22 protein-coding genes and 2 tRNA genes are annotated in these 23,689 nt (G+C 38.7%); 16 read left to right on the top strand and 8 right to left on the bottom strand.

Translation table 11 applies throughout. The annotated features are described in order from the left end of the window. Positions 1–58 precede the first annotated feature (58 nt). From rlmD to IQ282_RS05020, 4 genes are read left to right on the top strand one after another with little or no spacing between them, the layout of a single operon-like run. On the top strand, positions 59–1,483 hold the full coding sequence (rlmD, locus tag IQ282_RS05005; protein WP_194850756.1) for a 23S rRNA (uracil(1939)-C(5))-methyltransferase RlmD: 1,425 nt from the start codon (positions 59–61) through the stop codon (positions 1,481–1,483). Between the two features lie 6 nt (positions 1,484–1,489). Further along, positions 1,490–2,971, top strand: coding sequence for a TlpA family protein disulfide reductase (locus IQ282_RS05010; protein WP_194850757.1), 1,482 nt, complete (start codon positions 1,490–1,492; stop codon positions 2,969–2,971). Continuing rightward, entirely contained in the window at positions 2,964–3,476 is a 513-nt protein-coding gene (locus tag IQ282_RS05015) for a DUF6452 family protein (protein WP_194850758.1), read from the top strand. Before IQ282_RS05010 ends, IQ282_RS05015 begins: the two co-directional genes overlap by 8 nt. Further along, positions 3,457–4,158 (top strand): DUF6048 family protein, encoded by a 702-nt coding sequence (locus IQ282_RS05020; protein WP_194850759.1) that lies wholly within the window; start codon positions 3,457–3,459, stop codon positions 4,156–4,158. Before IQ282_RS05015 ends, IQ282_RS05020 begins: the two co-directional genes overlap by 20 nt. A gap of 337 nt (positions 4,159–4,495) precedes the next feature. On the opposite strand, the gene IQ282_RS05025 is transcribed toward IQ282_RS05020, so the two are convergent. Next, positions 4,496–5,443 carry an FKBP-type peptidyl-prolyl cis-trans isomerase gene (locus tag IQ282_RS05025; protein ID WP_228547226.1) on the bottom strand — a complete coding sequence of 316 codons (948 nt, stop codon included), beginning with the start codon at positions 5,441–5,443 and terminating at the stop codon, positions 4,496–4,498. Positions 5,444–5,518: 75 nt separating this feature from the next. Between IQ282_RS05025 and IQ282_RS05030 the strand changes: the two genes are divergently transcribed. Next, positions 5,519–5,899, top strand: a complete 381-nt coding sequence (locus IQ282_RS05030) for an RNA-binding S4 domain-containing protein (protein WP_194850761.1) — start codon at positions 5,519–5,521, stop codon at positions 5,897–5,899. 128 nt (positions 5,900–6,027) lie between these two features. After that, positions 6,028–6,516 (top strand): phosphoribosyltransferase domain-containing protein, encoded by a 489-nt coding sequence (locus IQ282_RS05035; RefSeq protein ID WP_194850762.1) that lies wholly within the window; start codon positions 6,028–6,030, stop codon positions 6,514–6,516. Here IQ282_RS05035 and IQ282_RS05040 read toward each other — a convergent pair. Further along, positions 6,508–7,044 (bottom strand): shikimate kinase, encoded by a 537-nt coding sequence (locus IQ282_RS05040; RefSeq protein ID WP_194850763.1) that lies wholly within the window; start codon positions 7,042–7,044, stop codon positions 6,508–6,510. The genes IQ282_RS05035 and IQ282_RS05040 overlap by 9 nt on opposite strands. A 94-nt stretch (positions 7,045–7,138) precedes the next feature. Between IQ282_RS05040 and IQ282_RS05045 the strand changes: the two genes are divergently transcribed. The 8 genes from IQ282_RS05045 to IQ282_RS05080 all read left to right on the top strand — a co-directional run bounded on the left by IQ282_RS05045 (position 7,139) and on the right by IQ282_RS05080 (position 15,620). Then, positions 7,139–7,211, top strand: a tRNA-Lys gene (locus tag IQ282_RS05045). Positions 7,212–7,262: 51 nt separating this feature from the next. Further along, positions 7,263–7,347: transfer RNA gene (locus IQ282_RS05050), tRNA-Leu, on the top strand. A gap of 454 nt (positions 7,348–7,801) precedes the next feature. Beyond that, a complete protein-coding gene (locus IQ282_RS05055; RefSeq protein WP_194850764.1) occupies positions 7,802–8,197 on the top strand; it encodes a hypothetical protein in 396 nt (131 codons plus the stop codon). A 186-nt stretch (positions 8,198–8,383) separates the two neighbouring features. Beyond that, positions 8,384–12,784 carry a CusA/CzcA family heavy metal efflux RND transporter gene (locus IQ282_RS05060; RefSeq protein ID WP_194850765.1) on the top strand — a complete coding sequence of 1,467 codons (4,401 nt, stop codon included), beginning with the start codon at positions 8,384–8,386 and terminating at the stop codon, positions 12,782–12,784. A 32-nt stretch (positions 12,785–12,816) separates the two neighbouring features. Beyond that, on the top strand, positions 12,817–14,007 hold the full coding sequence (locus IQ282_RS05065) for an efflux RND transporter periplasmic adaptor subunit (RefSeq protein ID WP_194850766.1): 1,191 nt from the start codon (positions 12,817–12,819) through the stop codon (positions 14,005–14,007). Positions 14,008–14,042: 35 nt separating this feature from the next. Then, positions 14,043–14,234, top strand: a complete 192-nt coding sequence (locus IQ282_RS05070) for a hypothetical protein (protein WP_194850767.1) — start codon at positions 14,043–14,045, stop codon at positions 14,232–14,234. Between the two features lie 53 nt (positions 14,235–14,287). Further along, positions 14,288–14,977: a HupE/UreJ family protein gene (locus tag IQ282_RS05075; protein ID WP_194850768.1), complete on the top strand. Its 690-nt coding sequence runs from the start codon at positions 14,288–14,290 to the stop codon at positions 14,975–14,977. Positions 14,978–14,987: 10 nt separating this feature from the next. Then, positions 14,988–15,620, top strand: a complete 633-nt coding sequence (locus IQ282_RS05080; RefSeq protein ID WP_194850769.1) for a hypothetical protein — start codon at positions 14,988–14,990, stop codon at positions 15,618–15,620. Positions 15,621–16,018: 398 nt separating this feature from the next. On the opposite strand, the gene IQ282_RS05085 is transcribed toward IQ282_RS05080, so the two are convergent. Further along, entirely contained in the window at positions 16,019–16,882 is an 864-nt protein-coding gene (locus IQ282_RS05085) for a hydroxymethylglutaryl-CoA lyase (protein ID WP_194850770.1), read from the bottom strand. Between the two features lie 301 nt (positions 16,883–17,183). Here IQ282_RS05085 and IQ282_RS05090 point away from each other — a divergent pair, with 301 nt between their 5' ends. Next, on the top strand, positions 17,184–18,590 hold the full coding sequence (locus IQ282_RS05090) for a glycosyltransferase (RefSeq protein ID WP_194850771.1): 1,407 nt from the start codon (positions 17,184–17,186) through the stop codon (positions 18,588–18,590). A 95-nt stretch (positions 18,591–18,685) separates the two neighbouring features. Here the strand turns inward: IQ282_RS05090 and IQ282_RS05095 are convergent, their stop codons facing one another. The 4 genes from IQ282_RS05095 to IQ282_RS05110 form a co-directional block, all read right to left on the bottom strand. Continuing rightward, positions 18,686–19,018, bottom strand: coding sequence for a type II toxin-antitoxin system PemK/MazF family toxin (locus tag IQ282_RS05095; protein WP_194850772.1), 333 nt, complete (start codon positions 19,016–19,018; stop codon positions 18,686–18,688). Further along, complete coding sequence (locus IQ282_RS05100; RefSeq protein WP_194850773.1) at positions 19,005–19,256, bottom strand: ribbon-helix-helix domain-containing protein; 252 nt, start codon at positions 19,254–19,256, stop codon at positions 19,005–19,007. The genes IQ282_RS05095 and IQ282_RS05100 overlap by 14 nt, the downstream gene beginning before the upstream one ends. Before the next feature lie 51 nt (positions 19,257–19,307). Then, positions 19,308–19,925, bottom strand: a complete 618-nt coding sequence (locus IQ282_RS05105) for a LysE family translocator (protein ID WP_194850774.1) — start codon at positions 19,923–19,925, stop codon at positions 19,308–19,310. Positions 19,926–20,004: 79 nt separating this feature from the next. After that, complete coding sequence (locus IQ282_RS05110; protein WP_194850775.1) at positions 20,005–21,045, bottom strand: quinone-dependent dihydroorotate dehydrogenase; 1,041 nt, start codon at positions 21,043–21,045, stop codon at positions 20,005–20,007. 75 nt (positions 21,046–21,120) lie between these two features. Here IQ282_RS05110 and lpdA point away from each other — a divergent pair, with 75 nt between their 5' ends. Next, positions 21,121–22,512 (top strand): dihydrolipoyl dehydrogenase, encoded by a 1,392-nt coding sequence (gene lpdA, locus IQ282_RS05115; protein ID WP_194850776.1) that lies wholly within the window; start codon positions 21,121–21,123, stop codon positions 22,510–22,512. Positions 22,513–22,800: 288 nt separating this feature from the next. Here the strand turns inward: lpdA and IQ282_RS05120 are convergent, their stop codons facing one another. Beyond that, positions 22,801–23,679, bottom strand: a complete 879-nt coding sequence (locus IQ282_RS05120; RefSeq protein WP_194850777.1) for a hypothetical protein — start codon at positions 23,677–23,679, stop codon at positions 22,801–22,803. Between the last annotated feature and the right edge of the window lie 10 nt (positions 23,680–23,689).

Raw genomic sequence — 23,689 nt, forward strand, 5'->3', positions numbered from 1 at the left:
GTGAAAATTATGTCTAGAACTCGTTAAGATCTGACGGTTTCCCTTAATTTTGAGCCCTATGTCTAAACGAAGAAGAAGAGCCCAGCAAACCTTTGAGAACGTACCCGTTGTGGATGCCGGTGCACGAGGTAAAAGTGTTGCAAAAACTGAAGAAGGTGCCGTGATTTTTTTGACGGATGCCGTTCCCGGTGATGTTGTCGATATCACGACCTTTAAAAAGAAAAAATCTTTCTACGAGGGGAATGTCACAAAATTCCACGTGCTTTCTGACCGTCGCACGACGCCTGTTTGTAAACATTATGATACTTGTGGTGGTTGCAAATGGCAAGAAATGGCTTACGATAGCCAGCTCTATTTCAAACAAAAAGAGGTTACGGAAAACCTGACTCGCATAGGACATCTGGAATTGCCAGAAATCACGCCTATCAAAGGCAGTGACCAGCAATATTATTATCGCAATAAAATGGAGTTCAGCTTTTCTGCAAATCGCTGGTTGACCTTAAAAGAGATTCAGTCAGACATGGAGATCGATGCAGATGATAAAAAAGCACTTGGCTTTCACATTCCCGGCATGTGGGACAAGATTTTGCACTTGGATGAATGTCATTTGCACCCGGCCATTGGGGAGCAGATTAGGTTGAGTGTCCACGCTTTCGCGAAAGCGAAAAATATCTCCTATTTCTCTCCGCGAGAAAAATCTGGTACCTTAAGAACTTTAATGCTACGTATGTCCAGCACCGGCGAGGTAATGGTAGTCATCCAGTTCTTCCAGGATGAACCGAAAGATCGCATTGCTTTGTTAGAGCATTTGAAAGAAGATTTCCCACAGATTACCTCGTTGCAATACATTATTAACGAGAAAGCTAATGACACGATCTATGATCAAGATGTGATTCTATACAACGGTGTAGATTACATTATGGAAGAAATGGAAGGTCTGCAGTTTAAAATTAGTGCTAAGTCTTTTTATCAAACAAATAGTGCTCAAGCATATGAACTGTACAAAATCACGAGAGATTTTGCAGGACTTGATGGCTCACAAATCGTTTACGACCTCTACACAGGGACTGGAACCATCGCCCAGTTTGTGGCTTCAAAAGCTGCCAAAGTGGTAGGAATTGAATCCATCCCACAAGCCATTGAAGATGCTCAGGCAAATGCATTGTATAATAAGGTAGAAAATGCCGAGTTCTATGTAGGGGATATGAAAGATGTTTTTAATGAGGATTTCATTGCAGCACATGGTACCCCAGATGTAGTGATTACAGACCCACCGCGCGATGGAATGCATAAAAATGTGGTGGCACAATTGCTACAACTTTCTGCTCCCAGGATCGTTTATGTAAGTTGTAACAGTGCAACACAAGCCCGTGATCTTGAGCTTTTAGATGAGAAATACAAAGTGATAAAAGTCCAGCCAGTGGATATGTTCCCACAAACGCACCACGTAGAAAATGTGGTTTTATTAGAATTAAAAAAATAAGAATTAATGAAGAATTATGTTGCTCTCGTGCTTATCGCATTAGTCTTGTTTTCTTGTAAAAATGATGAGGATTTTGAAATCGAATTTGATGCTGATGCAAAAACCATTATTTCTGGAAACGTAAGTAATGTGGACGCTCTGGGAATTGATAAACTCACTGTTTATACATATGATTATTTAGCAACGGATTATCAAGAATTCTCCGCAGATATTAACGCAGACGGAAGTTTCAAACTGGAAGTACCATTGACCAGTCCTGCTGAGTTGACTGTGGTGGGAAATGCTCCTTTTAATATTCTTGCAATTCCAGGAGATTCTATTCACGTGACATACACTGCAGTTGACGTGGACAGCTTGAGATCTAAAACCAATTATAAATTTACAGGTGATCGCAGTGTTGTAAACGAGCGCTTGGTCGCTTACAAAGCCCAATTCCCTCTAGATGTACAGCCATTTTATGAATCTGAAGAAGAAACTGCAACAGCAGATTTTCTTTCTTATGTCTCAAAAAGTCAAAAAACACTGGAGGATTTTAATGCTAAATTCATTCAGGATTCTGATGAGCCTGTTTTGAAAAATTATATCAAGGCACAAGAAAAATATTACCTACCCACTACCCTACTTGATTTTGCAAATTACCGCAGCTACTATGACTTTGAAGCTCCAGATGCAGATGGCGAATATTACACATTCCTCGATAACGTCCCAGAATTGAAAACTACCGATTTGGTAAATACAGGGACGGTGCAGCGTCTGATTTATAATCTGACCTATCGTTTGCGTAGTGAAGCAAGAGCAACTGCTGGTGCAGAAATGGATGACGACGCCATGGATGTTAAAGCCATTGAACTCGCAGCAGCTCAAAAAGAAAAAGGTTTACTTTATGATTATGTGATCCATGATCTGGCTTATGGAAGTTTTGCAGATCATAACCTAATCGTTTATGAAAAATCCAAAGAGCTCATTTCTAAGTCCATAACTAATGCCGCTATTAAGAAGTCAGTGATCGATCGATACAACGATGAGAAAAGATTATTAGATTCACCGGAATTACCAAAAGAAGCAGAGCTACTGACTTTTAAATCTGACGATCCAGAAAACTATCTTGATGAAATCGTGGCTAATGCTAACGGTAAGGTGATTTACATCGACAACTGGGCGACCTGGTGTGGACCATGTAAAGTAGAATTTAAAAATGCGTCACCTCAACTTCACGAAAAATTTAAGGATGATGTAGAATTTATTTATCTGTGTCACAACAGTGAACGTGCCGCTTACATTCCATCTATCGCACAGTTTCAAATAAAAGGGAAACACTACTTCTTAGAAGATAAAGCATCAAGTGTTATTGCAAGCCAGATCAATTTAGAAGGTTTCCCAACTTATACTATTTTCAATAAAGAGGGAGAAATGGTTCAATCAGATTATATTCACAGGCCTAGTTATCCAGAAACCACAGAAATTTTGACAAAACTTATTAATGAATAAATCAAAACTTCTTATTGTAGGAATTTTATTATGCACAATTATGTCTTCTTGTGAGAAGGATGATTTGTGTATTCCAGAAGAAGCGGCAACACCACGGTTAATAATTCTTTTTAAGGACAGTAATAATCCCCTAATTAGAAAACCGGTATCAGACCTTCAAGTAATTGAAATAGCAAGCAACACAGCCGCTCCTTTGAATGATGCGGGAAACACCCGTTTGACTCAGGTAGACTCCATCGCAATACCTTTACGCATTAATGCGAGTATGTCTGAATATGATTTCGTCAGGATATTGAATGGGGCGACAAACGCTGATCCTATCAATTTTACATATGTATCAGCTCCAGAATATATCAACCGCGCCTGCGGTTATAAGGCAGTTTATAACGAGTTAACTGCAACACCAGTAACAGAATCACCTTCTGCACAATGGATTAGAAACATTATCGTTAAAAATAGTAGCGTCACCTCAAATCAAGATGTCCATGTGGAGATACGTCACTAGCTTTTGTGTTTTTCTATGTTGTACCAATGCTTTTTCACAAAATGCGGAAGCACCATCTGTAGCAACTGACAGCACCCAATACAAAGAAACCTATGGTTTGCGAGTAGGGGTTGATCTTGCGAGTTTGATTAGAACTGGCTTTGATAAGGAGTATTCTGGATTTCAAATCCTGTCTGATTATCGCTTGACAGACCGATGGTACCTGGCAGCAGAATTGGGAAATGAACAATTAGAAAGAGAAACAAATCAAATTGATTTTGAAACCAGTGGATCTTATGTAAAAGCTGGCGGCGACTATAATTTCTACCGCAACTGGCTCGATATGGATAATATGATTTATGTGGGCTTGCGTGTAGGAGCTGCTAATTTTTCCCAAACCCTCAATCGCTACAATTACTACCAGGACAATGAACTATACGATCAGGTAACCGTATTTCCTAATGAGAAAACCACAGGACTTATTGTCATATGGGGAGAGGTTCAAACTGGCCTTAAGGTCGAGGTGTTGAATAATGTTTATATGAACATTAATGTACAGTTGAAGGTTATGGCTAGTGAAGATGCCCCTGAAAATTTTGGAAATCTCTATGTACCTGGATTTGGTCGTACCTATGACACTAATAATATAGGCGTGGGTTATTCCTATGGGATTTCTTATAGAATCCCATTTTATAAGAAGTAAAATTTAATAGAAGTCCGCTTTCGCGAAAGCGGAAAACCATTCCACAATCTGACTTCAAATTATTCCATAATACCCCATTATAAATTCCGAAACAAATGACCTAGAGTTTTATAAATATGGAAAGCAGCTATGCTCTACATAAATTCAATATGTTTTAAAAATCAACACTTGCGTGAACGCTTTACAAGTATATTTGAGTGTGCATTTGTTTGAATTAAACGATACATCAGACCACAATATTGAAGTTTTGAAACACATCATAAAAAATCCCGTGACGTAAACGTTCACGGGATTTTTTAGATCTTATCTCTTGAATTACAGTCGAATCATCAACTCGCTAATTTTCGGTCTGATTATCTAAGTAATCCGGTATTCCATCACCATCAGTGTCCTTAGCATCGCTGGGGTTTCCATCGCCGTTAGGATCTGCATTTTCATCTTTGGTTAAAATACCGTCGTTATCATCATCTGCATCTATATAGTTATATAGGGGCTGTCTTCCAGGACCGAAATCTTCATCTGTATTATCAATAAAGCCAGTTGATCTCAAATTACCATCACCATCAAGATCCTCAAAAACGGAAAGGATGCCATCACCATCATGATCAGTAATTTTAACTTTACGAAGCTTGAAGGTAAATATTAATGGAGAATACGCCGGTATTCTAGCTTGTGTGCTACCAAAATAACCCAATCCGGATGGTATAAAAACAGCGCCTATACCACTGCCTTTGTAGCTAATTGTCCCATCATCATTTGGAATTATCACTTCAGAATCTTTGAATTGTGTTACACCGACGGTAAATCCTACTATCGTTGCTGGGGTTACTAAACTTCCTGGCAAATCAAACCAGATGCTGTTAATGCTACTATCAAATTCAGTCCCATCTAAAAGAGTTCCTTTATAACTCACTAAAGCACTATCTGCAAAGGTAGGCGGTCTTGTTCCTTCACCTTCACGGGCTTTTAAGATATAGACCTGATAATCAACTCCATTTCTAGTAACATTCTGGCTAATTACCTGTTGTGATAGAGGAATTTGCGAACTATCACCTGCTTCAATTTCTTTGAAATTCACATCAAAATCAGCACCGTCTGGAGCATTCTGCATTTCAGTTTGATCCCAATAGTGGGTATTGAGGAACAAATTGATCTCTGCGATATCTTCTAGATAAACCTCTTGAGGATCTCTTTGCTCTATTTCTGGAGAATCATCGTCGCTACCACAAGAAATTAATAAGAGTGCGGCGATAAGTGTTAGAAATTGTAATTTTAGTTTTTTCATCATCGATTTTTCGAGCCTCAAAGATAGTATTTTCAGCTATTTTTGTAAGGATAACGCTATATTAAACGGCATCTTATGCGCATTGATAAATATTTATGGTCTGTTCGTTATTATAAAACCAGAAGCAAAGCTACTGACGCGGCAAAAAAGGGCCGTTTTAGAGTGAACGGTGACATTGTAAAACCAGCACGTGACGTGTTTCCTGGTGATATGATAAGCCTGCGTAAAGATCAGATAGATTACAAGGTAGAAGTACTGGATCTACCTGCTAGTCGCGTGGGGGCTAAATTAGTCAACCTATATAGAGTAGATCGCACGCCTCAAGAAAATTTTGATGCTAAAAAAATGATTGAACTCAATCAGGATTACTATCGCCGCAAGGGAGAAGGAAGACCCACTAAGAAAGATCGTAGAGATCTTGATGATGTTCTTGATCAAACGGAAGAAATTGACTAATCCTTAAGTCCCGATTTTTCGATAAAATTCTAAAGAATAACCTTTAAATGATTGATTTTAACCCATCGGTTGAATTAGAAGGATTTTAATTCATCTAGCTGTAAATAGGTAACCAACAAACACTTTCTATGGAAATATTAAACCATGATCAGATAACAAATAAAATTCGCCGCATCGCTTATCAAATTGGCGAGGTTTACATGGAGCATGACCAGATAGTTCTCGCTGGTATTGCTGACGGTGGTTTTGTACTTGCTAAAAAGCTCAAGGAACATCTAGCCCAAATTTGCGATTTTGAGGTAATTCTCTGTGAGGTTACCATGGACAAGCAGAACCCACTGGATTCTGTAAAAACAAGTCTTGATGCTGCGGCCTATGAAAATAAGGGAATTGTTCTGTGCGATGATGTATTGAATTCAGGAACCACTTTAATGTATGCCGTAAGACATTTTCTTGAAGTTCCTGTCAAAAAGTTTAAAACAGCAGTTCTTGTCAATCGCAATCATAAGAAATATCCCGTTAAAGCAGATTTTAAAGGAATCTCGCTTTCCACAACGATTGAGGAGCATGTTCAGGTTGATATTGAATCTGAAGTGTACAGTGTGAGTTTAAACTAAGGTTCTAATTTCCTGAGCTAATTGTTGCGGCGTCTTTCCTTCTATCGATACGGTAAAATCAGCCATGTCATAAAAAATGGATCGTTCCAAAAGATGTTTGCCAATAAATTCTGCTAGCTCTTCTTTGTCATCAATACTTCTAATCAGTGGACGATGTTCTTTTTCGATAAATAATCGATCAGTCAAAAAAGGGACGTTTGCTCTTAGATAAATAGAAGCAGCATTTGAACATTTGTTTACTAAATTCATATTATCATAGTAACAAGGTGTTCCACCACCTAGAGATAAAACCGTTTTTTCAGAGCGCTTCAAAAGCATTTCCAAATGAGTCATTTCCTGTTTTCTGAAATAAATGATGCCTTTTTGGTCGATTATCTCTGCAATAGTAGAATTTTCGCTAGATTCTATGTAATCATCAAGATCAATATGAACATAGCTTAAAACAGATGCAAGCTCCTGTCCCACAGTTGTTTTACCCGACCCCATATACCCTAACAACACAATAACCGATTTACTTTCTTCGCTCATTTTCAAGTAGATAATTTTCTTTCAAATTTATATCAAAAAGATTAGCAGGTTATGCAGGATACGTTTTATATTTGCACCCGCAATTAAAAATACCGACTTGGTAGCTCAGCTGGTAGAGCATCACACTTTTAATGTGAGGGTCCTGGGTTCGAACCCCAGCCAAGTCACAAAAGCCGTAAGGTTTTTATAAGTCCTTATTCAATAAGGGCTTTTTTTTTACCCGGGTGCTGAAATTGGTAGACAGGCACGGTTGAGGGCCGTGTGTATTTATACGTGTGGGTTCAAGTCCCATTCCGGGTACCAAGTAAACCCCTTAAAAGAGTTGTATCAACTCTTTTAAGGGGTTTTTCTATTCTAGAAAAATTAGTTTTATAAACTACAAATCTCAGATCAACCTTAAAACCTCTTATTCAAAGCTTGTATTGATTGCGCTAGTCTACAAGCCATTCTTTTGTTACCGTAACGTATTTAAAAATAGACCAGGTCAATTAGTAATACTTTATACAATTATTGACCCCTGTGGTAAGTATTAATAAAACGATATTCAAATTGAGTTCTACAAACCCTAACGAATGCCCACGCACGTTAACCTGTCAATCATTTCACTATCAAAAATTTCAACCTGGATGACAAAAGGGTTTAGGTATACTTTTATTCAGTATTAGGACATCATTGCTATCTTATATTTAGCGAAATTTTGAAAGCACCAACAAAACATATAGAGTTTAATAACAATGTATATTATATTTGCGAACTGATGAAAATTATCACTTCCATTTCAATGGTTTTTCTATTCCTGTTTCAAGGAGTGAATGTACGTATGAGTTTTCATGAGTCCTTAGAAAAGGTGTCTGATTTTATTTCCCATTACCAAGTACATAAAGCGTATGACGACGATTCTTTCCTACAGTATGCCGTAGAAGAATTATTTGATCACCCTAGCGATAGCGAGTCTCATCATAAAGAAACTCATGATAATGAGACACCCGCGCACTCCCATCAACAAATTTTTCAAGTTTCTGTATTTGTAGCACCTTCTAATAGTCTAACAATTAATTCTGTGGCTATAGAGCAAATGAAGCAATACAGCCATTATTCTTTTCAGTTTAATTCTAGGTCTCTAGAATCTCTCTTCCAGCCTCCCAGAGTATAATTAAGTTTTCACGGGACAACTCTGTCTTTTCGTGACTTTACTTTAGATAAGTACAGTTTCGCTTTCGCGAAAGCGACATCCCTTTTATCACATATTTAGATTCAATATTATAGGCGCTTTGTAGTGATCTGTATTATGAGCTTTTTATGTCATGCTTAATTTTCACTCAAAAAATATTCTCATATAATGTTGGATAAAATCATTCAATTCTCGATCAACAACAAGCTGGTTGTCGGGATATTAACTCTGTTTCTCATAGGCTGGGGAGCTTATTCCCTAACCCAATTGCCCATTGATGCGGTACCAGATATTACCGATAATCAGGTAATGGTAATTACAGTTTCCCCTACCCTTGCAGCACAAGAGGTGGAGCAGCTTGTTACATTTCCAGTTGAACAGACCATGGTGAGTATTCCTGGAATAAAAGATATGCGTTCGTTTTCCCGCTTCGGGCTTTCCATAGTAACTATTGTTTTTGAAGAAAGTGTAGATTTATACTGGGCACGGCAACAAGTTCAGGAACGACTGTCATCTGCAGCTGATCAAATTCCCCAAGGCGTCGGTAAGCCTGAAATGGGACCCGTAACTACTGGATTGGGTGAAATATATCAATATGTAATTCATACCGAAAAGGGATATGAAGATAAATATGATGCAACCGAATTAAGAACCATTCAAGACTGGATTATAAAAAGACAACTCTTAGGAACACCTGGTGTTGCAGAAGTGAGTGGTTTTGGGGGTTTAGTGAAGCAATATGAAATTGCTATAGATCCAGATAAACTTCAAAGTTTGAATGTTACTATTGAAGAAATTTTTACCGCGCTAGAAAAAAACAATCAAAATACCGGTGGGGCTTATATTGATAAAGGTCCCAATGCCTACTTCATAAGAAGCGAAGGCCTTGTTAACAACCTGCAAGAGCTGGAGAAAATAGCTGTGAAATTGAATAATGGGACACCTGTGCTAATTAGGGATGTTGCTAATGTACAGTTTGGTCACAGCGTACGTTATGGTGCTGCTACTCGTAATGGTGAGGGCGAGGTAGTAACGGGAATTGTAATGATGCTAAAAGGAGCCAACTCCTCCGCAGTTATCAATGATGTAAAGGATAAAATTGAACAGATTAAAGAAACTTTACCCGAAGGTGTAACTATTGAGCCCTATTTAGATAGGAAAAATTTAGTGGACCGCGCAATAGGAACAGTTACCACAAATCTTACGGAAGGTGCCTTGATCGTAATTTTTGTGTTGATCCTCTTTCTGGGTAATTTTAGGGGTGGATTGATAGTGGCCTCGGTAATACCGCTCTCCATGCTTTTTGCCATCGCAATGATGAACCTCTTTGGAGTTTCAGGAAACCTTATGAGTTTGGGGGCTATAGATTTTGGCCTTATTGTAGATGGGGCTGTAATTATCGTCGAGTCGATAATGTTTGGCATTCATACCAGTAAAAACAAATATGCCGGAGTTGAAAAACTGTCTTCTAAACAGATGGATATTGAAGTAAAAAGTTCTGCAGGAAAAATGATGAATTCTGCAGCCTTTGGACAAATAATCATTCTCATTGTGTATCTCCCTATTCTAGCCTTGACTGGGGTCGCTGGGAAAATGTTCCACCCTATGGCACAGACGGTAATGTTTGCTATTCTAGGAGCTTTAATTCTATCGTTGACCTATGTTCCCATGATGTCAGCACTCATCCTGAACCGTAATACGGAACACAAAAGAAATTTTTCTGATAGAATGATGGATTTCTTTCAACGTATATACAATCCTATAATAAAAGCTGCTCTTCATGCAAAGCTCCTTGTAATTGGGGTGGCGGTGGTCTTATTTCTCATTACACTGGTCGTGTTTGTAAATATGGGGGGAGAGTTTATTCCTCAACTGGACGAAGGTGATTTTGCGGTTGAGACACGAGTGCCTGTCGGCAGCTCTATTGATCAAATGATTGATGTCTCTCAAAAAGCACAGACCATATTATTAAATGAGTATCCAGATGAAGTATTGCAGGTGGTGAACAAGATAGGTTCAGGAGAAATTCCAACGGATCCCATGCCTATTGAAGCAGGAGATATGATGGTTATTTTAAGCTCCAAAGATGACTGGACAAAAGCTAGTGGAAGAGAGGAACTGGCGGCAGAGATGAAAGAATCCCTATCAATTATCCCCAATGCTACTTTTAGCTTTCAACAACCCATACAAATGCGTTTCAATGAGCTTTTAACGGGTGCAAAACAGGATGTAGTTTTGAAAATTTATGGGGAAGACCTCAATACTCTTTCTGATCTCGCCGGTAATGTAGGTAGCAAAATAAAATCTGTAGAGGGGGTTGCAGATTTATATGTTGAGGAAGTCACCGGACTACCACAGATCAATATTCAAATGAACCGGGATAAGATTTCGCAATACGGGATGAACATTGAAAGTATAAATAATACTATTGAAACTGCTTTTGCAGGTACATCTGCAGGCCTTGTGTATGAGGGGGAACGCAGGTTTGATCTTGTGGTGCGACTTGACAAAGAATTCCGAACCGATATAAGCGACGTACAGAATCTTTATATCAGCACCCCAGAGGGCAATCAAATCCCCTTAAGTGAAGTTGCTACTGTTTCATTTGAACCAGGACCTGTTCAGATTCAACGGGACAATGCCAAACGCCGGATTATTGTTGGCTTTAATGTACGTGATCGTGATGTGCAAAGTATCATTGAAGATATCAAACAGATCATGACAAAAAATGTGGAGATGCCAGCTGGTTATTACGTGACCTATGGAGGGCAATTTCAGAACCTACAAGAGGCTAATCAAAGGCTGATGATTGCTTTACCTATAGCGTTACTGCTGATTTTAATACTGCTCTATTTTGCCTTCGGATCCATGAAACAGAGCTTGCTCATTTTTTCGGCAATTCCATTATCTGCTATTGGAGGTGTTTTTGCTCTTATCATAAGAGATATACCCTTTAGTATTTCTGCAGGTATAGGTTTTATAGCATTATTTGGTGTGGCGGTTTTGAATGGCATCGTACTGGTGGCAGAATTCAATCGACTGGACAAAGAAGGAGTAACAGATATTTATGAACGTGTCCTTCAAGGTACGCGGGTTAGACTTAGACCGGTACTGATGACTGCGACTGTAGCTGCGTTAGGTTTTCTACCCATGGCTTTATCAAATTCCTCAGGTGCAGAAGTACAACGTCCTCTAGCAACGGTTGTTATAGGTGGATTGATTACTGCGACTGCGTTAACGCTTATCGTTCTACCCGTTTTATACATCTACTTTACAGATAGAAAAGCAAAGTTTAATCTCGGTAAGAAGAAAATTGGTACCACGTTAATCGTGATTGGCGGTTTGTTCTTTCCTGCCATGCAACTCCAGGCACAAGAGGTAAAATTAGTGCCAGAGCAAAAAATAACATTGCAACAAGCCATTGAAATAGCACTTCAGAACAACAACCGGATCAGGATTGCACAATATGAAATTGAGATGGAAGAAACTGGAAAATACGGAGCGATAAACATTCCGAGAACAGAATTTTCCTATTCGCGTGGAGAGTTTAATACGCCTACCGTAAATGATAATCAATATGGTATTACACAACGTTTTAATTTTCCAACAGTTTATGTCAGTCAGTTCAATTTGGCGAAAGCCAAAGTTAAGAGCAAGAAGCAATTAAAAGTCATTGAAGAAAACGAACTCATCGCTGACGTAAAAATTGCCTATTTAAGAACTGTATTCTTAAAGGATAACAAGCGTTTATTAGAACGTCAAGATAGTTTGTATGGTAATCTTAGTAGGTCAAGTTTGATACGTTATGAAACTGGGGAATCCACTAAATTAGAGAGTGTTACGTCCGCCACTCAATCGATGCAGATAAAGAACAAGCTTCAACAAAATGAAGCCGAATTGAGAATGGCCCAAAAGCGGCTTCAGGTAGTTTTAAACACTCAGGATATTATTAGTGTCGCAGATGTTGAGTTAGTTGCTCGAGAAATAGATTTAGCTATCGAGAGTCAATCTGTTGAACAAAGTCCCTTATTTATTTATTTAAAGCAAGAATTAGAGGTCAGCAAACGGGAGACCAATGTGGCAAGAAATAAAATTTTGCCAGATATTATGTTTGGTTACAATAGCCAAACCTTTAATGGTGCTGCCAGTAACGGTATAGCAAACCAAATTTTCAGTAATAATGACCGGTTTTCATTCTTTCAAGTAGGCATAGCAATTCCCATTTTACCTGGAGGACACCGTTCCAAAATAAATGCGGCAAAAATAGAAGAGAATATAGCTTTATCTCAAATTGAGCTGAATAAAACCCAGCTACAAGGGGAACTGGAAAATTTACTTCAAGAATATTATAAGCTACAAGGAACCGTGAAATACTATCAGGATGAGGCCCTGCCACAAGCAGAGCTCATTATTGACAACTCGGAAAAAAGCTTTAAAAGTGGAGATATTTCTTATACTCAATATTTGCAAAATTTAACTTTGGCAAGCAATATTCAAACCGAATATTTGAACTCCCTATTTCAATTAAATCAATCCATCATAGTAATTGAAGCCCTACTAGGCTTGTAATATCTAATAATATCACCATTAAACACAAACAGATGAAAATCAAATTTAATAACACGCTACTTATTTTGTCCGCTCTATTTATGGTGGCTTGTGGCAACAAGGAGTCAGACAGCATAGAAACTACCGAAGAATCTTCAATGCAAGATGAAAAACCAAGTACAGATGGAGTGAAACAAATAACATTTACAAAAGACCAGTACAATCTTGCCGAAATTGAGACTGGAGTGATTGAGATGAGAAACCTCAGTAATATTATTAAACTCAATGGAGTCATTGATGTAGAGCCTGAAAGTATGGCCTCTGTCTCTGCACCTTTAGGAGGGTACTTAAAAACTGCGGGAAGATTGCCTGGTGAAGCCATTAAAAAAGGTCAGGTATTAGCAACCATCGAAAATCCTGAATTTATCACCATCCAACAGGGATATTTGGAGAGCTTGAGTAAACTTCAATTTCTTGACGAGGAATTCAACCGCCAAAAAAAGTTGAGAGAGGAGGATATAAATTCTGCAAAAATATTTCAACAGGTATCTTCTGATTATAGGATAACCCAGGGAAGAGTGAAAGCATATGAGCAACAACTTGCACTTGCGGGAATAAGTAGCAATTCTGTTAAAAATGGCAACATTACACGGACGGCAAACCTTTATGCGCCTATTTCGGGTTTTATAAAAGAGAGCAACGTTAATATTGGAGATTACGTATCGCCACAAGATGTTCTATTTGAAATCGTCGATCTAAACGATATTCATTTGGCATTAAATGCTTTTGAAAAAGATTTGGCAAATATAAAAATTGATCAAACCGTTAAGTTTTCGCTTTCCAATGATAATATGTTCAACCGGACTGCCGCCGTTTTTTTAATAGGAAAAGCTACTGGTAATGACCGTATGACACCTGTTCATTGTCACATAAATGAAGATGACCAGCAAGGTCTTTTGCCTGGTATGTACGTCAAAGCTTGGTTAGAAAGCGGTACCAATAAACAAAGCGCCATCCCTTCAGAGGCTATCGTTCAATATCAAGGCAAAGACTATGTTATTTTACAATCGAAAGAAGTGGAGTCTGGCTACACCTTTAAATTAGAACAGGTGAAAAAAGGAATTGAGCAAGAGGGTTATACAGCTATAACTTTCGCGGAAGGTGCCGATGCTCAAAATTTTGAGCTTGTAACTAAGAATGCCTATTCCATATTGTCTGCATTGAGGAATTCTGAAGAAGAATAATAATTTAAATTTAAAAACTATATAAATCAAACCTTATGAAAAAAGTACTTTTTATTGCAGCCATTAGCTTGACCTTATTAGCTTCCTGTAGAGAATCTGAAAAAAATGAAACCATTTCCAACGAAGAGATGATGCTTCAAAAACAGGATAGTCTTGAACAGGTAAAAGCAGAAAATAAAAGAATGGATAGCCTGCAGCAAGTTGAATCGCACGGTCACGCTCACTAATTCATAATACCCCATTGTGCAGTGATGTGCAATGGGGTTTAATAAACTCCACGATGAAGACAAAGAAGATAATATCCCTTATAGTAGTAACTGTTGTTTGTGCACTGTACACTACCGCATGGGCTCACGGTGTCGATGAAGACACGCAAAGTTTTTTGGTAGGAAATAGCGGCGTGGCTTTCGGGCCATTTCTTTATATAGGTGCTAAACATATGCTAACGGGATATGACCATCTCCTATTTCTAGTAGGCGTTATTTTCTTCCTTTATAAACCTAGGGAAGTGCTTTTATACGTCAGCTTTTTTACCATTGGACACAGCACAACTTTACTTTTAGGTGTTCTAGCAGACATCAGTATTAATGCATTTTTGATCGATGCGATTATTGCCCTCTCGATCGTGTATAAGGGTTTTGATAATCTAGGCGGGTTCAAACGATTCTTTGGTAAACAACCCAATACTAAAGCTGCTGTCTTGATCTTTGGATTGTTCCACGGTTTTGGTCTAGCCAGTAAACTACAAGAATTCAAATTTGATAAAGAAGGTCTTTTTACAAACTTGATAGGCTTCAATATTGGAGTAGAAATAGGACAGTTTATTGCGTTGGCAATAGTATTGATCCTCATAACCGTATGGAGAAGGCAACCTAGTTTCATGAAGTTTTCTACCATTACGAATACCGCACTAATGGCCGCAGGTTTTTTACTGCTCGGCTTCCAACTAACAGGCTATATAACATCTTAAAAAAATAAATATGTCAGAAATGAAACATCCAGTATTGGAAAAGAAACAAATTATCAAGGCAACCATCATTTCAATTCTTATAGGTGCCGTATTGCTGGTGGTAGCGGTATTACCCGCAGAATATGGAATGGATCCTACAGGTGCGGGAGAATTGTTCGGGTTTAGTAAACTTTATGTTCCGGAAGAAGCTGGAGAAACAAATCTGGAAGCTATGGCTACTACCTTTTCCACCCCACTAATCAAACTGGAAAAAGCAGGTTCTGGACCTGATGTGGAGAGACCGGTGGAGGCAGACAATCCTGCTCCAACCACCCAATTAAATTCACGGGAAGATGAAACTGAGGTAATTGTCCCAGCTGGAAAGGGAATTGAATTTAAAATAAACATGCTGAAATACGGCAAAATGAAATACGAATGGACTACCTCTAATGGCGAAATTCTATATTTCGATTTTCATGGTGAGGTTAAACAAGAAAAAGAGGTGAAAGAGGTTTATTTTGAGAGCTACACCATTGCCAATGCTAATAATATGGTGGGAACTTTCTTAGCACCCTACGAAGGCAAACACGGTTGGTTTTTTAGAAATACAACTAATAAGGATGTTGTTGTAAACTTAAGGTTGAAAGGTCAGTATGATTTATGATTTTAAGTCCTGTAATGAGGGAGTAATTACTTAATCTATACGGTCATTAATTACCCTGCATTAACAGGCACAAACTATCAAATATGGTTTTTGAAAATAAAATAATGTCTTAGGTTTTACATACAGCTGAAGCCCAATTTTTTCCGCCATTATTAATTCTATATGCTTTAGTGAATAAATTGGAAATATTAACGGCAAGAACTCAAAGTAGCAGGAGTAGATGAAAGAAAAAACACGTATTCATCTCACGATAGAAACTCAAAAAAAAAGATCGAGGGTATTATTACACTTATCATTTTGATTTATCGCCAAAGTCCTACTTTACTTTTTTGTGCTAAAAGAGAATTCTATGTTCAAACTCTACCTGCAGTTGGTAATAACCCTTAACTCAAGACCAGTCAATGATATTGCCTGAAAATCTTAGTCGCTTCATTATAGCTGCTTTCAAATGCCATAGCCTTTACATTACATTGAGCCTTGGCCGTATTAAAATAGCTTACCATTTTCTCAGTAGGCATATTTCCAGTCAATTCATCCTTGGCCATAGGACAACCGCCAAAACCTTGTATAGCACCATCAAATCTGCGGCAACCAGCCTGGAAAGCTGCGTCAACTTTCTCGTGCCATTTGTCTGGTGTGGTATGTAGGTGAGCACCAAATTCAATCTTTGGATATTTAGGAATCAGGTTTGAAAACAGATAATTAATAGACTCAGGATCTGAAGTCCCTACAGTATCTGACAGGGAAAGGATTTCTACTCCCATCGCGCTAAGTTTCTCCGTCCATTGTCCTACAATATCAACATCCCAAGGGTCACCATATGGATTACCGAAACCCATTGAAATATAAACTACCACCTTCTTACCTTTCGCATGAGCGAGATTGAGAATTTCTTGTAATAACTCAACAGACTGAGAAATAGTTTTATGTGTATTGCGCATTTGGAAATTCTCACTTATGGAGAAAGGATACCCTAAATAGTCAATCTCTGGATGTTCGCAAGCAGATTCAGCGCCTCGTAGGTTAGCAACAATGGCAAGAAGTTTAGAATCCGTTTTTGAAAGGTCGAGCTGGGATAGAACCTCAGCAGTATCTGTCATTTGTGGGATCGCTTTAGGTGACACAAAACTTCCAAAATCAATAGTATCAAAACCACAACGCAACAACGATTGCAGATATTGAACCTTCGTTTTAGTCGGGATCATGTCTTTAATTCCCTGCATTGCGTCCCGCGGACATTCTATGATTTTCACTTTTTCCATCTGGGTAAAGATAAAACGATTAACAATAAGCATAAAAATTCATCCAGCTAATAATTACTAACCATTCAAATTATTGAAAAGTAAATTTTAATTCAGTTTCTAATTTTATCAACGCTTACTAAAATGTCTCTTAAAAACTCAAATGTTGAATAACATTTAAGGTTAAAATAACAATGACAAAACAGCGGACTTCAATCTCTCCTAACATAGTGTTAAGCAACGTTCAAGTCCTGTTAAACTCTATAAACATATTGATTTAAGCTAAAAATAGGTCGTTTATTTACGGTCCCTAAATTAAGTTATGCCCTATAAAAACAACTTTCCTAAACAAAAGGAAAAAACCATCCGCGCCCATAATAGGCTTGTCAACAAAATAAAATCTAACCCCAGAGCAACGATTGTCATGTTTGCAACAGCGGTGCTGTTGCTGCTTGCTGTTTACCTGTTCTTGTTCTGGCAACTGGATTATCAAAATATGCATCTGGAACAAATATCAACGCCAGTGGGTCAGGTGGTAGTCTGGTTGGGACTGGCATTGCTAGCGATTAATGCGGGATACTTTTCGTTTATCCTTTATCGGTTTTTTAAATACAGATCCATCCCTTCAGTTGCTAGTGATGAATTGCCTACCGTTACCGTGATCGTTCCCGCCTACAACGAGGGCAAACAAGTCTATGCAACGCTTAAAAGTCTAGCAAACAGTGACTTTCCTATCGAAAAATTACAGCTTTTGTCTATTGATGATGGTAGTCAAGATGATACATGGTACTGGATGCAAAAAGCTAAAAAAGAACTGGGATCCCGTGTCATTATTTCACAGCAGCCTGAGAATATGGGTAAACGTCACGCACTCTATCGAGGTTTCAAAGAGGGAAATGGTGATATTTTTGTTACCGTAGATAGTGATTCTATCGTTACAAAAGATACGCTACGCAACCTCGTCAGCCCATTTGTAGTTCGTAAGAATTGTGGTGCCGTTGCCGGTAACATACGTGTACTCAATAATAAAAAAGCATTACTACCCAAAATGTTAGATGTCAGTTTTGCGGTAAGTTTTGAATTTGTTAGATCTGCAGAAAGCACATTGAACAGCGTTCTATGTACGCCAGGTGCGCTGGCTGCGTATAAAAGAGAATCTGTTTTTAATTGTCTGGAAAAATGGATCAATCAGCGTTTTATGGGAAAACCCAGCGATATAGGTGAAGATCGCGCATTAACTAATATGATCCTGGCTCAAGGTAGGGATGTACTTTTCCAGCGAAATGCTTATGCTTTTACGAACGTTCCAGAAACCTATGAAGGTCTCTATAAAATGTTTATACGCTGGGGTCGCAGCAACGTTCGAGAAAATATTGAAATGGCAAAATATGTATTTGCTGACTTTAAGCATAAAGGAAAAATTGGAACACGAGTATTGTTTTTAAAGCAATCTCTAACCTTACTAATAAGCTATCCTGGATTGTTATTTATGCTAGTATTGCTGGCATGGCATCCTTTATTAATATTAAGCGCCACACTTACCACCATACTAATTTTCTCAACATTCCAGACCGTATTTTATGCTAAGAGACATAAAGTTTCAAGCAGTTTTTGGTCCTATTCCTATAGTGTGCTATTTACCTTCGCGTTGTTCTGGATCACACCATATGCCATTGCGACAGCGGCAAAAAGCGGTTGGTTAACCCGCAATTTGCCGCAATCATCATAATATACTTGTAGAGTTTTATAAAAAAGTTCGATGTCTCTTTTTATGAGTGTCGAACTTTTTTTATTTACGCTTTCGCGAAAGCGGAATAAAAATCACTAATACTTAAAAATCAAATTCATCGAATTTATAGTTTGTTCTAACTGTCCTCTTGTTATGGATCCAATTTTATTTTTCAACCTTTTTTTAGATATAGATCTCATATGAATATTCAAGATCTCAGATTCGTATTTTAAGCCATTACGCTCGTCCGGCTTTAAAATAACGTCGCCATGATAGTTTTTTAGCTTAGTTGTTATGGGACAAATTATAACCGTGTTGGCATTATCGTTAACCGCATTTCCAGATATTATAACTACCGGTCGTCTACCACCTTGCTCACTGCCTAAAACAGGATCTAGAAATGCTTCATAGATCTCACGTTGTTTCATCATCGAGATCTTCAAGTTGCTGCATGTAATCTGCCATTCCCTCTTCTGCCAATGCAAGCATGTCTGGATCTTGAGCCATACGCTTATATGAATTGATGAACTTTGCCTTATCAATTTGCTCAAGATAGATGCTCAGCGCTTTTTCAATAAGCTTATTCTTAGGAAGTTTCATTTCCTTTGCAGCATCTGCAAGTTGTTTGAGCAGATCATCAGGAAGTGAAGATGTGAAAGTGGCCATCGCTGTTTTATATTTATGAATCGTAAATATAAAAATATTTATCGGTTATAGCTATATTATAAATATCGCCACCGCAATCCCGACAAATACCACTATCTGTATCCACTTCATCGCTGGAGCAAACCACTGGGAGGATCTAATAAACTGGGCTACGCTGCCGCCCAAAAAGGCAACCGTATAGAAAGTAACCAAAGAAACCGCCATAAATATTCCGCCTAGAATATAGATCTGGATCCATTCTTCCATGACTCCTGGAATGACGAATTGGGGCAAAAGCGCTAGAAAAAATAGCGTCACTTTAGGATTTAGAAGGTTCATCGTGATTCCTACTCGGTACAATTTCCACCAGCTTTGTGCCATCGTTCTTTCCTCTGAAAGATGAATAGCCGAATCAGATTTATAAACTTTGTAAGCTAGGAATAATAGATAGATCGCGCCGAAAATCTTAATCAGCAGCAACAACCATTCATTATCTCTTAAAACTACCGCAAATCCAAGGGCTACAATTGAAGTATGGAAAATACATCCGGTTATAAGTCCGCTGGCGACGGCAATTCCATAGCTCGCCCCACGAGCCACGGATTGTGTCAGGACAAAAATATTATCTGGACCTGGCGATAGCGCCAGTAAAAAAGCTGCAAGAGAAAAAGCGAGACAGGACTCAAGCATAGGCTATAATTTCAAGAGATGCTGACCTTCGACAGCATAACAGATTAAAAAAAGGTTACTTATTCTATACCCTCTCATTTTATAAACCTTGTTTAATTATCTCCCGATTGATATCTCGTATTAATGCAGGGCCTTCATAAACAAATCCCGTATAGATCTGAACAAGTCTGGCGCCAGCTTTCAGCTTATCGATCGCATCCTGCGCACACATAATCCCTCCTACTCCTATTATGGGGAAAGCGCCGTTGCTTTTTTGATGGAGGAATGAAATCACCTCTGTTGCTCGGTTTTTTAGTGGTGCTCCGCTTAAACCGCCAGCTTCTTTTTGAAGGTTGAGATCGCTTTTAAGGTCCTTGCGTTCGATGGTGGTGTTTGTGGCGATAACGCCATCGATTTTGGTGTCTTCCACGATTCCTATGATATCCAGCAATTGATCGTCTGTCAGGTCTGGAGCGATCTTTAATAATATCGGTTTACGGGTGGGCTTTGCGTTGTTTAAATCCTGCAAGGTTTGCAGGATGTGTGTGAGCGGTTTTCTGTCCTGCAACTCGCGCAATCCAGGCGTATTAGGCGAGCTTACATTTACCGTGAAATAGTCAACGTAATCAAAGAGTTTGTTGAAACAGATCACGTAATCGTCCACCGCTTTATCGTTAGGTGTGATCTTATTCTTACCTATGTTACCGCCTATTAAAACATGTCGCTTTCCAGCAGTATTTTTTTTCAACCGTTCCACAGCGTCATCGACACCGCCATTGTTAAAACCCATCCTGTTAACGATTGCCTGATCTTCTTTGAGTCTGAAAAGTCGGGTTTTTGGGTTTCCTTCTTGGGGTTGCGGAGTCAAGGTTCCTATCTCAATAAAACCGAATCCTAGGTTTGAAAATTCTCTAAATGCTTTGGCATCCTTATCAAATCCTGCGGCCATTCCGACCGGATTATCAAACTCTAATCCAAACAAAGTTCGTTTTAAAGCTGGGTTTTGAGGTTTGAACCGCTTTCGCGAAAGCGAACTAATACCAGGTATTCTATTTAATAATTTAATCGCTTTGAATGAGAAATGATGAACATCTTCTGGGTCAAAACGGAATAATAGCGGTCTAATAATGGATTTATACATGGCAAATGGGTTGGTCAAAAATACAATGGTTAGCCGTTTATTCTATATTTTTACATCTCTTAAAAATTAACAGATATGAGTAAATATGATGTGATCGTTTTAGGTAGTGGTCCAGGCGGATATGTAACTGCGATACGCGCTTCCCAGCTGGGTATGAAAGTGGCTATTGTAGAGAAAGAATCTCTAGGTGGTGTGTGTTTGAACTGGGGTTGTATTCCTACTAAAGCGCTTATAAAAAGTGCAGATGTCTTCAATTACCTCAACCATGCCGAAGATTATGGGTTGAAAGTTACTGGTGCAGATAAGGATTTCGGTGCTGTAGTAAAACGCTCTCGTGATGTTGCAGATGGTATGAGCAAAGGTGTTCAGTTCTTGTTGAAGAAGAACAAAGTGGACGTGATCATGGGCTATGGCACTTTGAAAAAAGGAAAGAAAATAGAGGTCAAAGCAGAAGATGGTTCTACCTCTACTGTAGAAGCAAAACATATAATTATTGCCACCGGTGCAAAATCCAGAGCACTTCCTTCCCTTCCACAGGATGGCAAAAAGGTGATAGGATATAGGGAAGCTATGACGCTGGAAAACCAACCCAAAAAGATGATCGTTGTAGGTTCTGGCGCCATAGGTGTTGAGTTTGCTTACTTCTACAATTCTATGGGAACTGAAGTAACGATCGTTGAATATCTAGATCGCATTGTTCCCGTTGAAGATGTGGACGTTTCTAAACAAATGGAACGCAGTTTCAAAAAAGCCGGAATCAAAATCATGACTTCCAGTGAAGTTACTGGTGTTGACACGAGCGGCGATGGCGTAAAAGCAACTATTAAAACTAAAAAAGGAGAAGAAGTTCTTGAAGCTGACATCGTTTTAAGCGCTGTAGGTATCGAGACAAATATCAAAAATATAGGCCTTGAGGAAGTAGGGATCTCAACAGATCACGGAAAAGTTCTCGTAAATGACTGGTATCAAACAAATATTCCAGGATACTATGCCATAGGTGACATCACCGCTGGACCAGCACTTGCACACGTTGCTAGTGCGGAAGGAATTTTATGCGTTGAAAAAATAGCCGATATGCATGTGGAGCCACTGAATTATGGAAACATCCCAGGATGTACGTATTCCTCTCCAGAGATCGCAAGCGTTGGTTACACCGAGGCGCAAGCGAAAGAAGCCGGTTACGAAATCAAAGTGGGGAAATTCCCATTCTCGGCATCTGGAAAAGCAAGTGCTTCCGGAGCTAAAGACGGTTTTGTAAAAGTGATTTTTGATGCTAAATATGGTGAGTGGTTAGGCTGTCACATGATAGGCGCTGGTGTCACTGATATGATCGCTGAGGCGGTTCTAGGACGTAAACTAGAAACTACAGGGCACGAAGTGCTTAAAACAATCCACCCGCACCCAACGATGAGTGAGGCCGTAATGGAAGCTGTTGCAGATGCTTATGGTGAAGTGATTCACTTGTAGTTGTGAGTCAGAGTCTTGAGTTGTGAGCTGTGAGCTGTGAGCTTAAAGTATTAAATACGGAGTACAACGTATTAAGAATTTTGATTAGAAAATTGAAACTCCCAAGAAACATTCATGTTTCTTGGGAGTTTTTTGTTTTCATAAGGGTGGACTTAAGTCCACCCTTATGAAAATAGAAACTTGAAATCTCGAATTTAGATTTGTGATGTAAATTAATAATCGGTAATTTATACAGATCCTTATAGCGCGCTTTTTTTTTAGAGCTTAAGGTTTGAAAATTGAAGACTTTTACTTCAAATCCCTTTTATAAAAAACAACATCGACCTGCTCCCCCACTTTGAAGCTGGAAAGCATACTTATTTCTTTACCGTTACCGTCCGTGATTCTGATCTGGGCGGTGTTGGGTGGTTCAGTACCTTCCGTGAGGGCTTTTAGGGAAAGCTTATTTATTTCTTTGTTGAAAATCAGCGGGATTTTAGTCTTTGCTTTTGTAGGCGAGTAATTTGCCTTGATCACTTTTCCATTGAGAACTATTGACATTTCATCTCCATCCACAGTACCTGGATCCCAGATTTCTAGGTAAGCGATTTTTGATTCCCAAAACACGTTGAGTGTTTCGCCTCCCATTAATCCTTTGCTTTTAGTGCTATTGAGGAATTTACTGTTAGCAATGCGTTGCTTAACACTGTCGGCAAATTTATCAGATCGCGCTACTCGTCGCTGTATTTTTTCGCTTTTGCGTTGTACCTTTTCTTCGCCCTGTAAGATTAATGTTCCGTTGATGCAGGTTTGTAGATCATCATAAAAACTTTTGAACTCACCATCTATTTTTGCACGGCCATTCAGGTTTCGCAATTTCCCTGAAAAATATACGTAGCAAAAATCCAATTCTTTTATGGGCGACTTCGTGTAAACAATATCAACTTCACGGAATTCAATCTTGTTTTCCTTTTCATAATACCTACCAACTAGGGTGTTTTTAGATTCATGTGGACCGTTTAAATCTGTGTAAGTAAAGCCTTTTAATTTACCGTCTTTTTGAGTCAATTCAATTTTATAGGGAATAAAAGTGCTGTCTGGTAAAGTGAGAAGTCCTACATACTCGATTTGTTGTGCTTGTAATAAAAAACTACTAATTAATAACAATAGGACTGAAAGGGTTTTCATGCAAAGTTTT

Source organism: Nonlabens antarcticus (assembly GCF_015356755.1).
GTDB classification, from domain to species: Bacteria; Bacteroidota; Bacteroidia; order Flavobacteriales; family Flavobacteriaceae; genus Nonlabens; species Nonlabens antarcticus.

Coding starts and splice junctions, on each gene's coding strand:
- IQ282_RS05120 (WP_194850777.1), bottom strand. CDS start 23,679: ATGAAAACCCTTTCAGTCCTATTGTTATTAATTAGTAGTTTTTTATTA.
- IQ282_RS05080 (WP_194850769.1), top strand. CDS start 14,988: ATGTCAGAAATGAAACATCCAGTATTGGAAAAGAAACAAATTATCAAG.
- IQ282_RS05065 (WP_194850766.1), top strand. CDS start 12,817: ATGAAAATCAAATTTAATAACACGCTACTTATTTTGTCCGCTCTATTT.
- IQ282_RS05060 (WP_194850765.1), top strand. CDS start 8,384: ATGTTGGATAAAATCATTCAATTCTCGATCAACAACAAGCTGGTTGTC.
- lpdA (WP_194850776.1), top strand. CDS start 21,121: ATGAGTAAATATGATGTGATCGTTTTAGGTAGTGGTCCAGGCGGATAT.
- IQ282_RS05015 (WP_194850758.1), top strand. CDS start 2,964: ATGAATAAATCAAAACTTCTTATTGTAGGAATTTTATTATGCACAATT.
- IQ282_RS05070 (WP_194850767.1), top strand. CDS start 14,043: ATGAAAAAAGTACTTTTTATTGCAGCCATTAGCTTGACCTTATTAGCT.
- IQ282_RS05010 (WP_194850757.1), top strand. CDS start 1,490: ATGAAGAATTATGTTGCTCTCGTGCTTATCGCATTAGTCTTGTTTTCT.
- IQ282_RS05110 (WP_194850775.1), bottom strand. CDS start 21,045: ATGTATAAATCCATTATTAGACCGCTATTATTCCGTTTTGACCCAGAA.
- IQ282_RS05025 (WP_228547226.1), bottom strand. CDS start 5,443: ATGAAAAAACTAAAATTACAATTTCTAACACTTATCGCCGCACTCTTA.
- IQ282_RS05040 (WP_194850763.1), bottom strand. CDS start 7,044: ATGAGCGAAGAAAGTAAATCGGTTATTGTGTTGTTAGGGTATATGGGG.
- rlmD (WP_194850756.1), top strand. CDS start 59: ATGTCTAAACGAAGAAGAAGAGCCCAGCAAACCTTTGAGAACGTACCC.
- IQ282_RS05105 (WP_194850774.1), bottom strand. CDS start 19,925: ATGCTTGAGTCCTGTCTCGCTTTTTCTCTTGCAGCTTTTTTACTGGCG.
- IQ282_RS05095 (WP_194850772.1), bottom strand. CDS start 19,018: ATGAAACAACGTGAGATCTATGAAGCATTTCTAGATCCTGTTTTAGGC.
- IQ282_RS05035 (WP_194850762.1), top strand. CDS start 6,028: ATGGAAATATTAAACCATGATCAGATAACAAATAAAATTCGCCGCATC.
- IQ282_RS05100 (WP_194850773.1), bottom strand. CDS start 19,256: ATGGCCACTTTCACATCTTCACTTCCTGATGATCTGCTCAAACAACTT.
- IQ282_RS05090 (WP_194850771.1), top strand. CDS start 17,184: ATGCCCTATAAAAACAACTTTCCTAAACAAAAGGAAAAAACCATCCGC.
- IQ282_RS05030 (WP_194850761.1), top strand. CDS start 5,519: ATGCGCATTGATAAATATTTATGGTCTGTTCGTTATTATAAAACCAGA.
- IQ282_RS05055 (WP_194850764.1), top strand. CDS start 7,802: ATGAAAATTATCACTTCCATTTCAATGGTTTTTCTATTCCTGTTTCAA.
- IQ282_RS05075 (WP_194850768.1), top strand. CDS start 14,288: ATGAAGACAAAGAAGATAATATCCCTTATAGTAGTAACTGTTGTTTGT.
- IQ282_RS05020 (WP_194850759.1), top strand. CDS start 3,457: ATGTGGAGATACGTCACTAGCTTTTGTGTTTTTCTATGTTGTACCAAT.
- IQ282_RS05085 (WP_194850770.1), bottom strand. CDS start 16,882: ATGGAAAAAGTGAAAATCATAGAATGTCCGCGGGACGCAATGCAGGGA.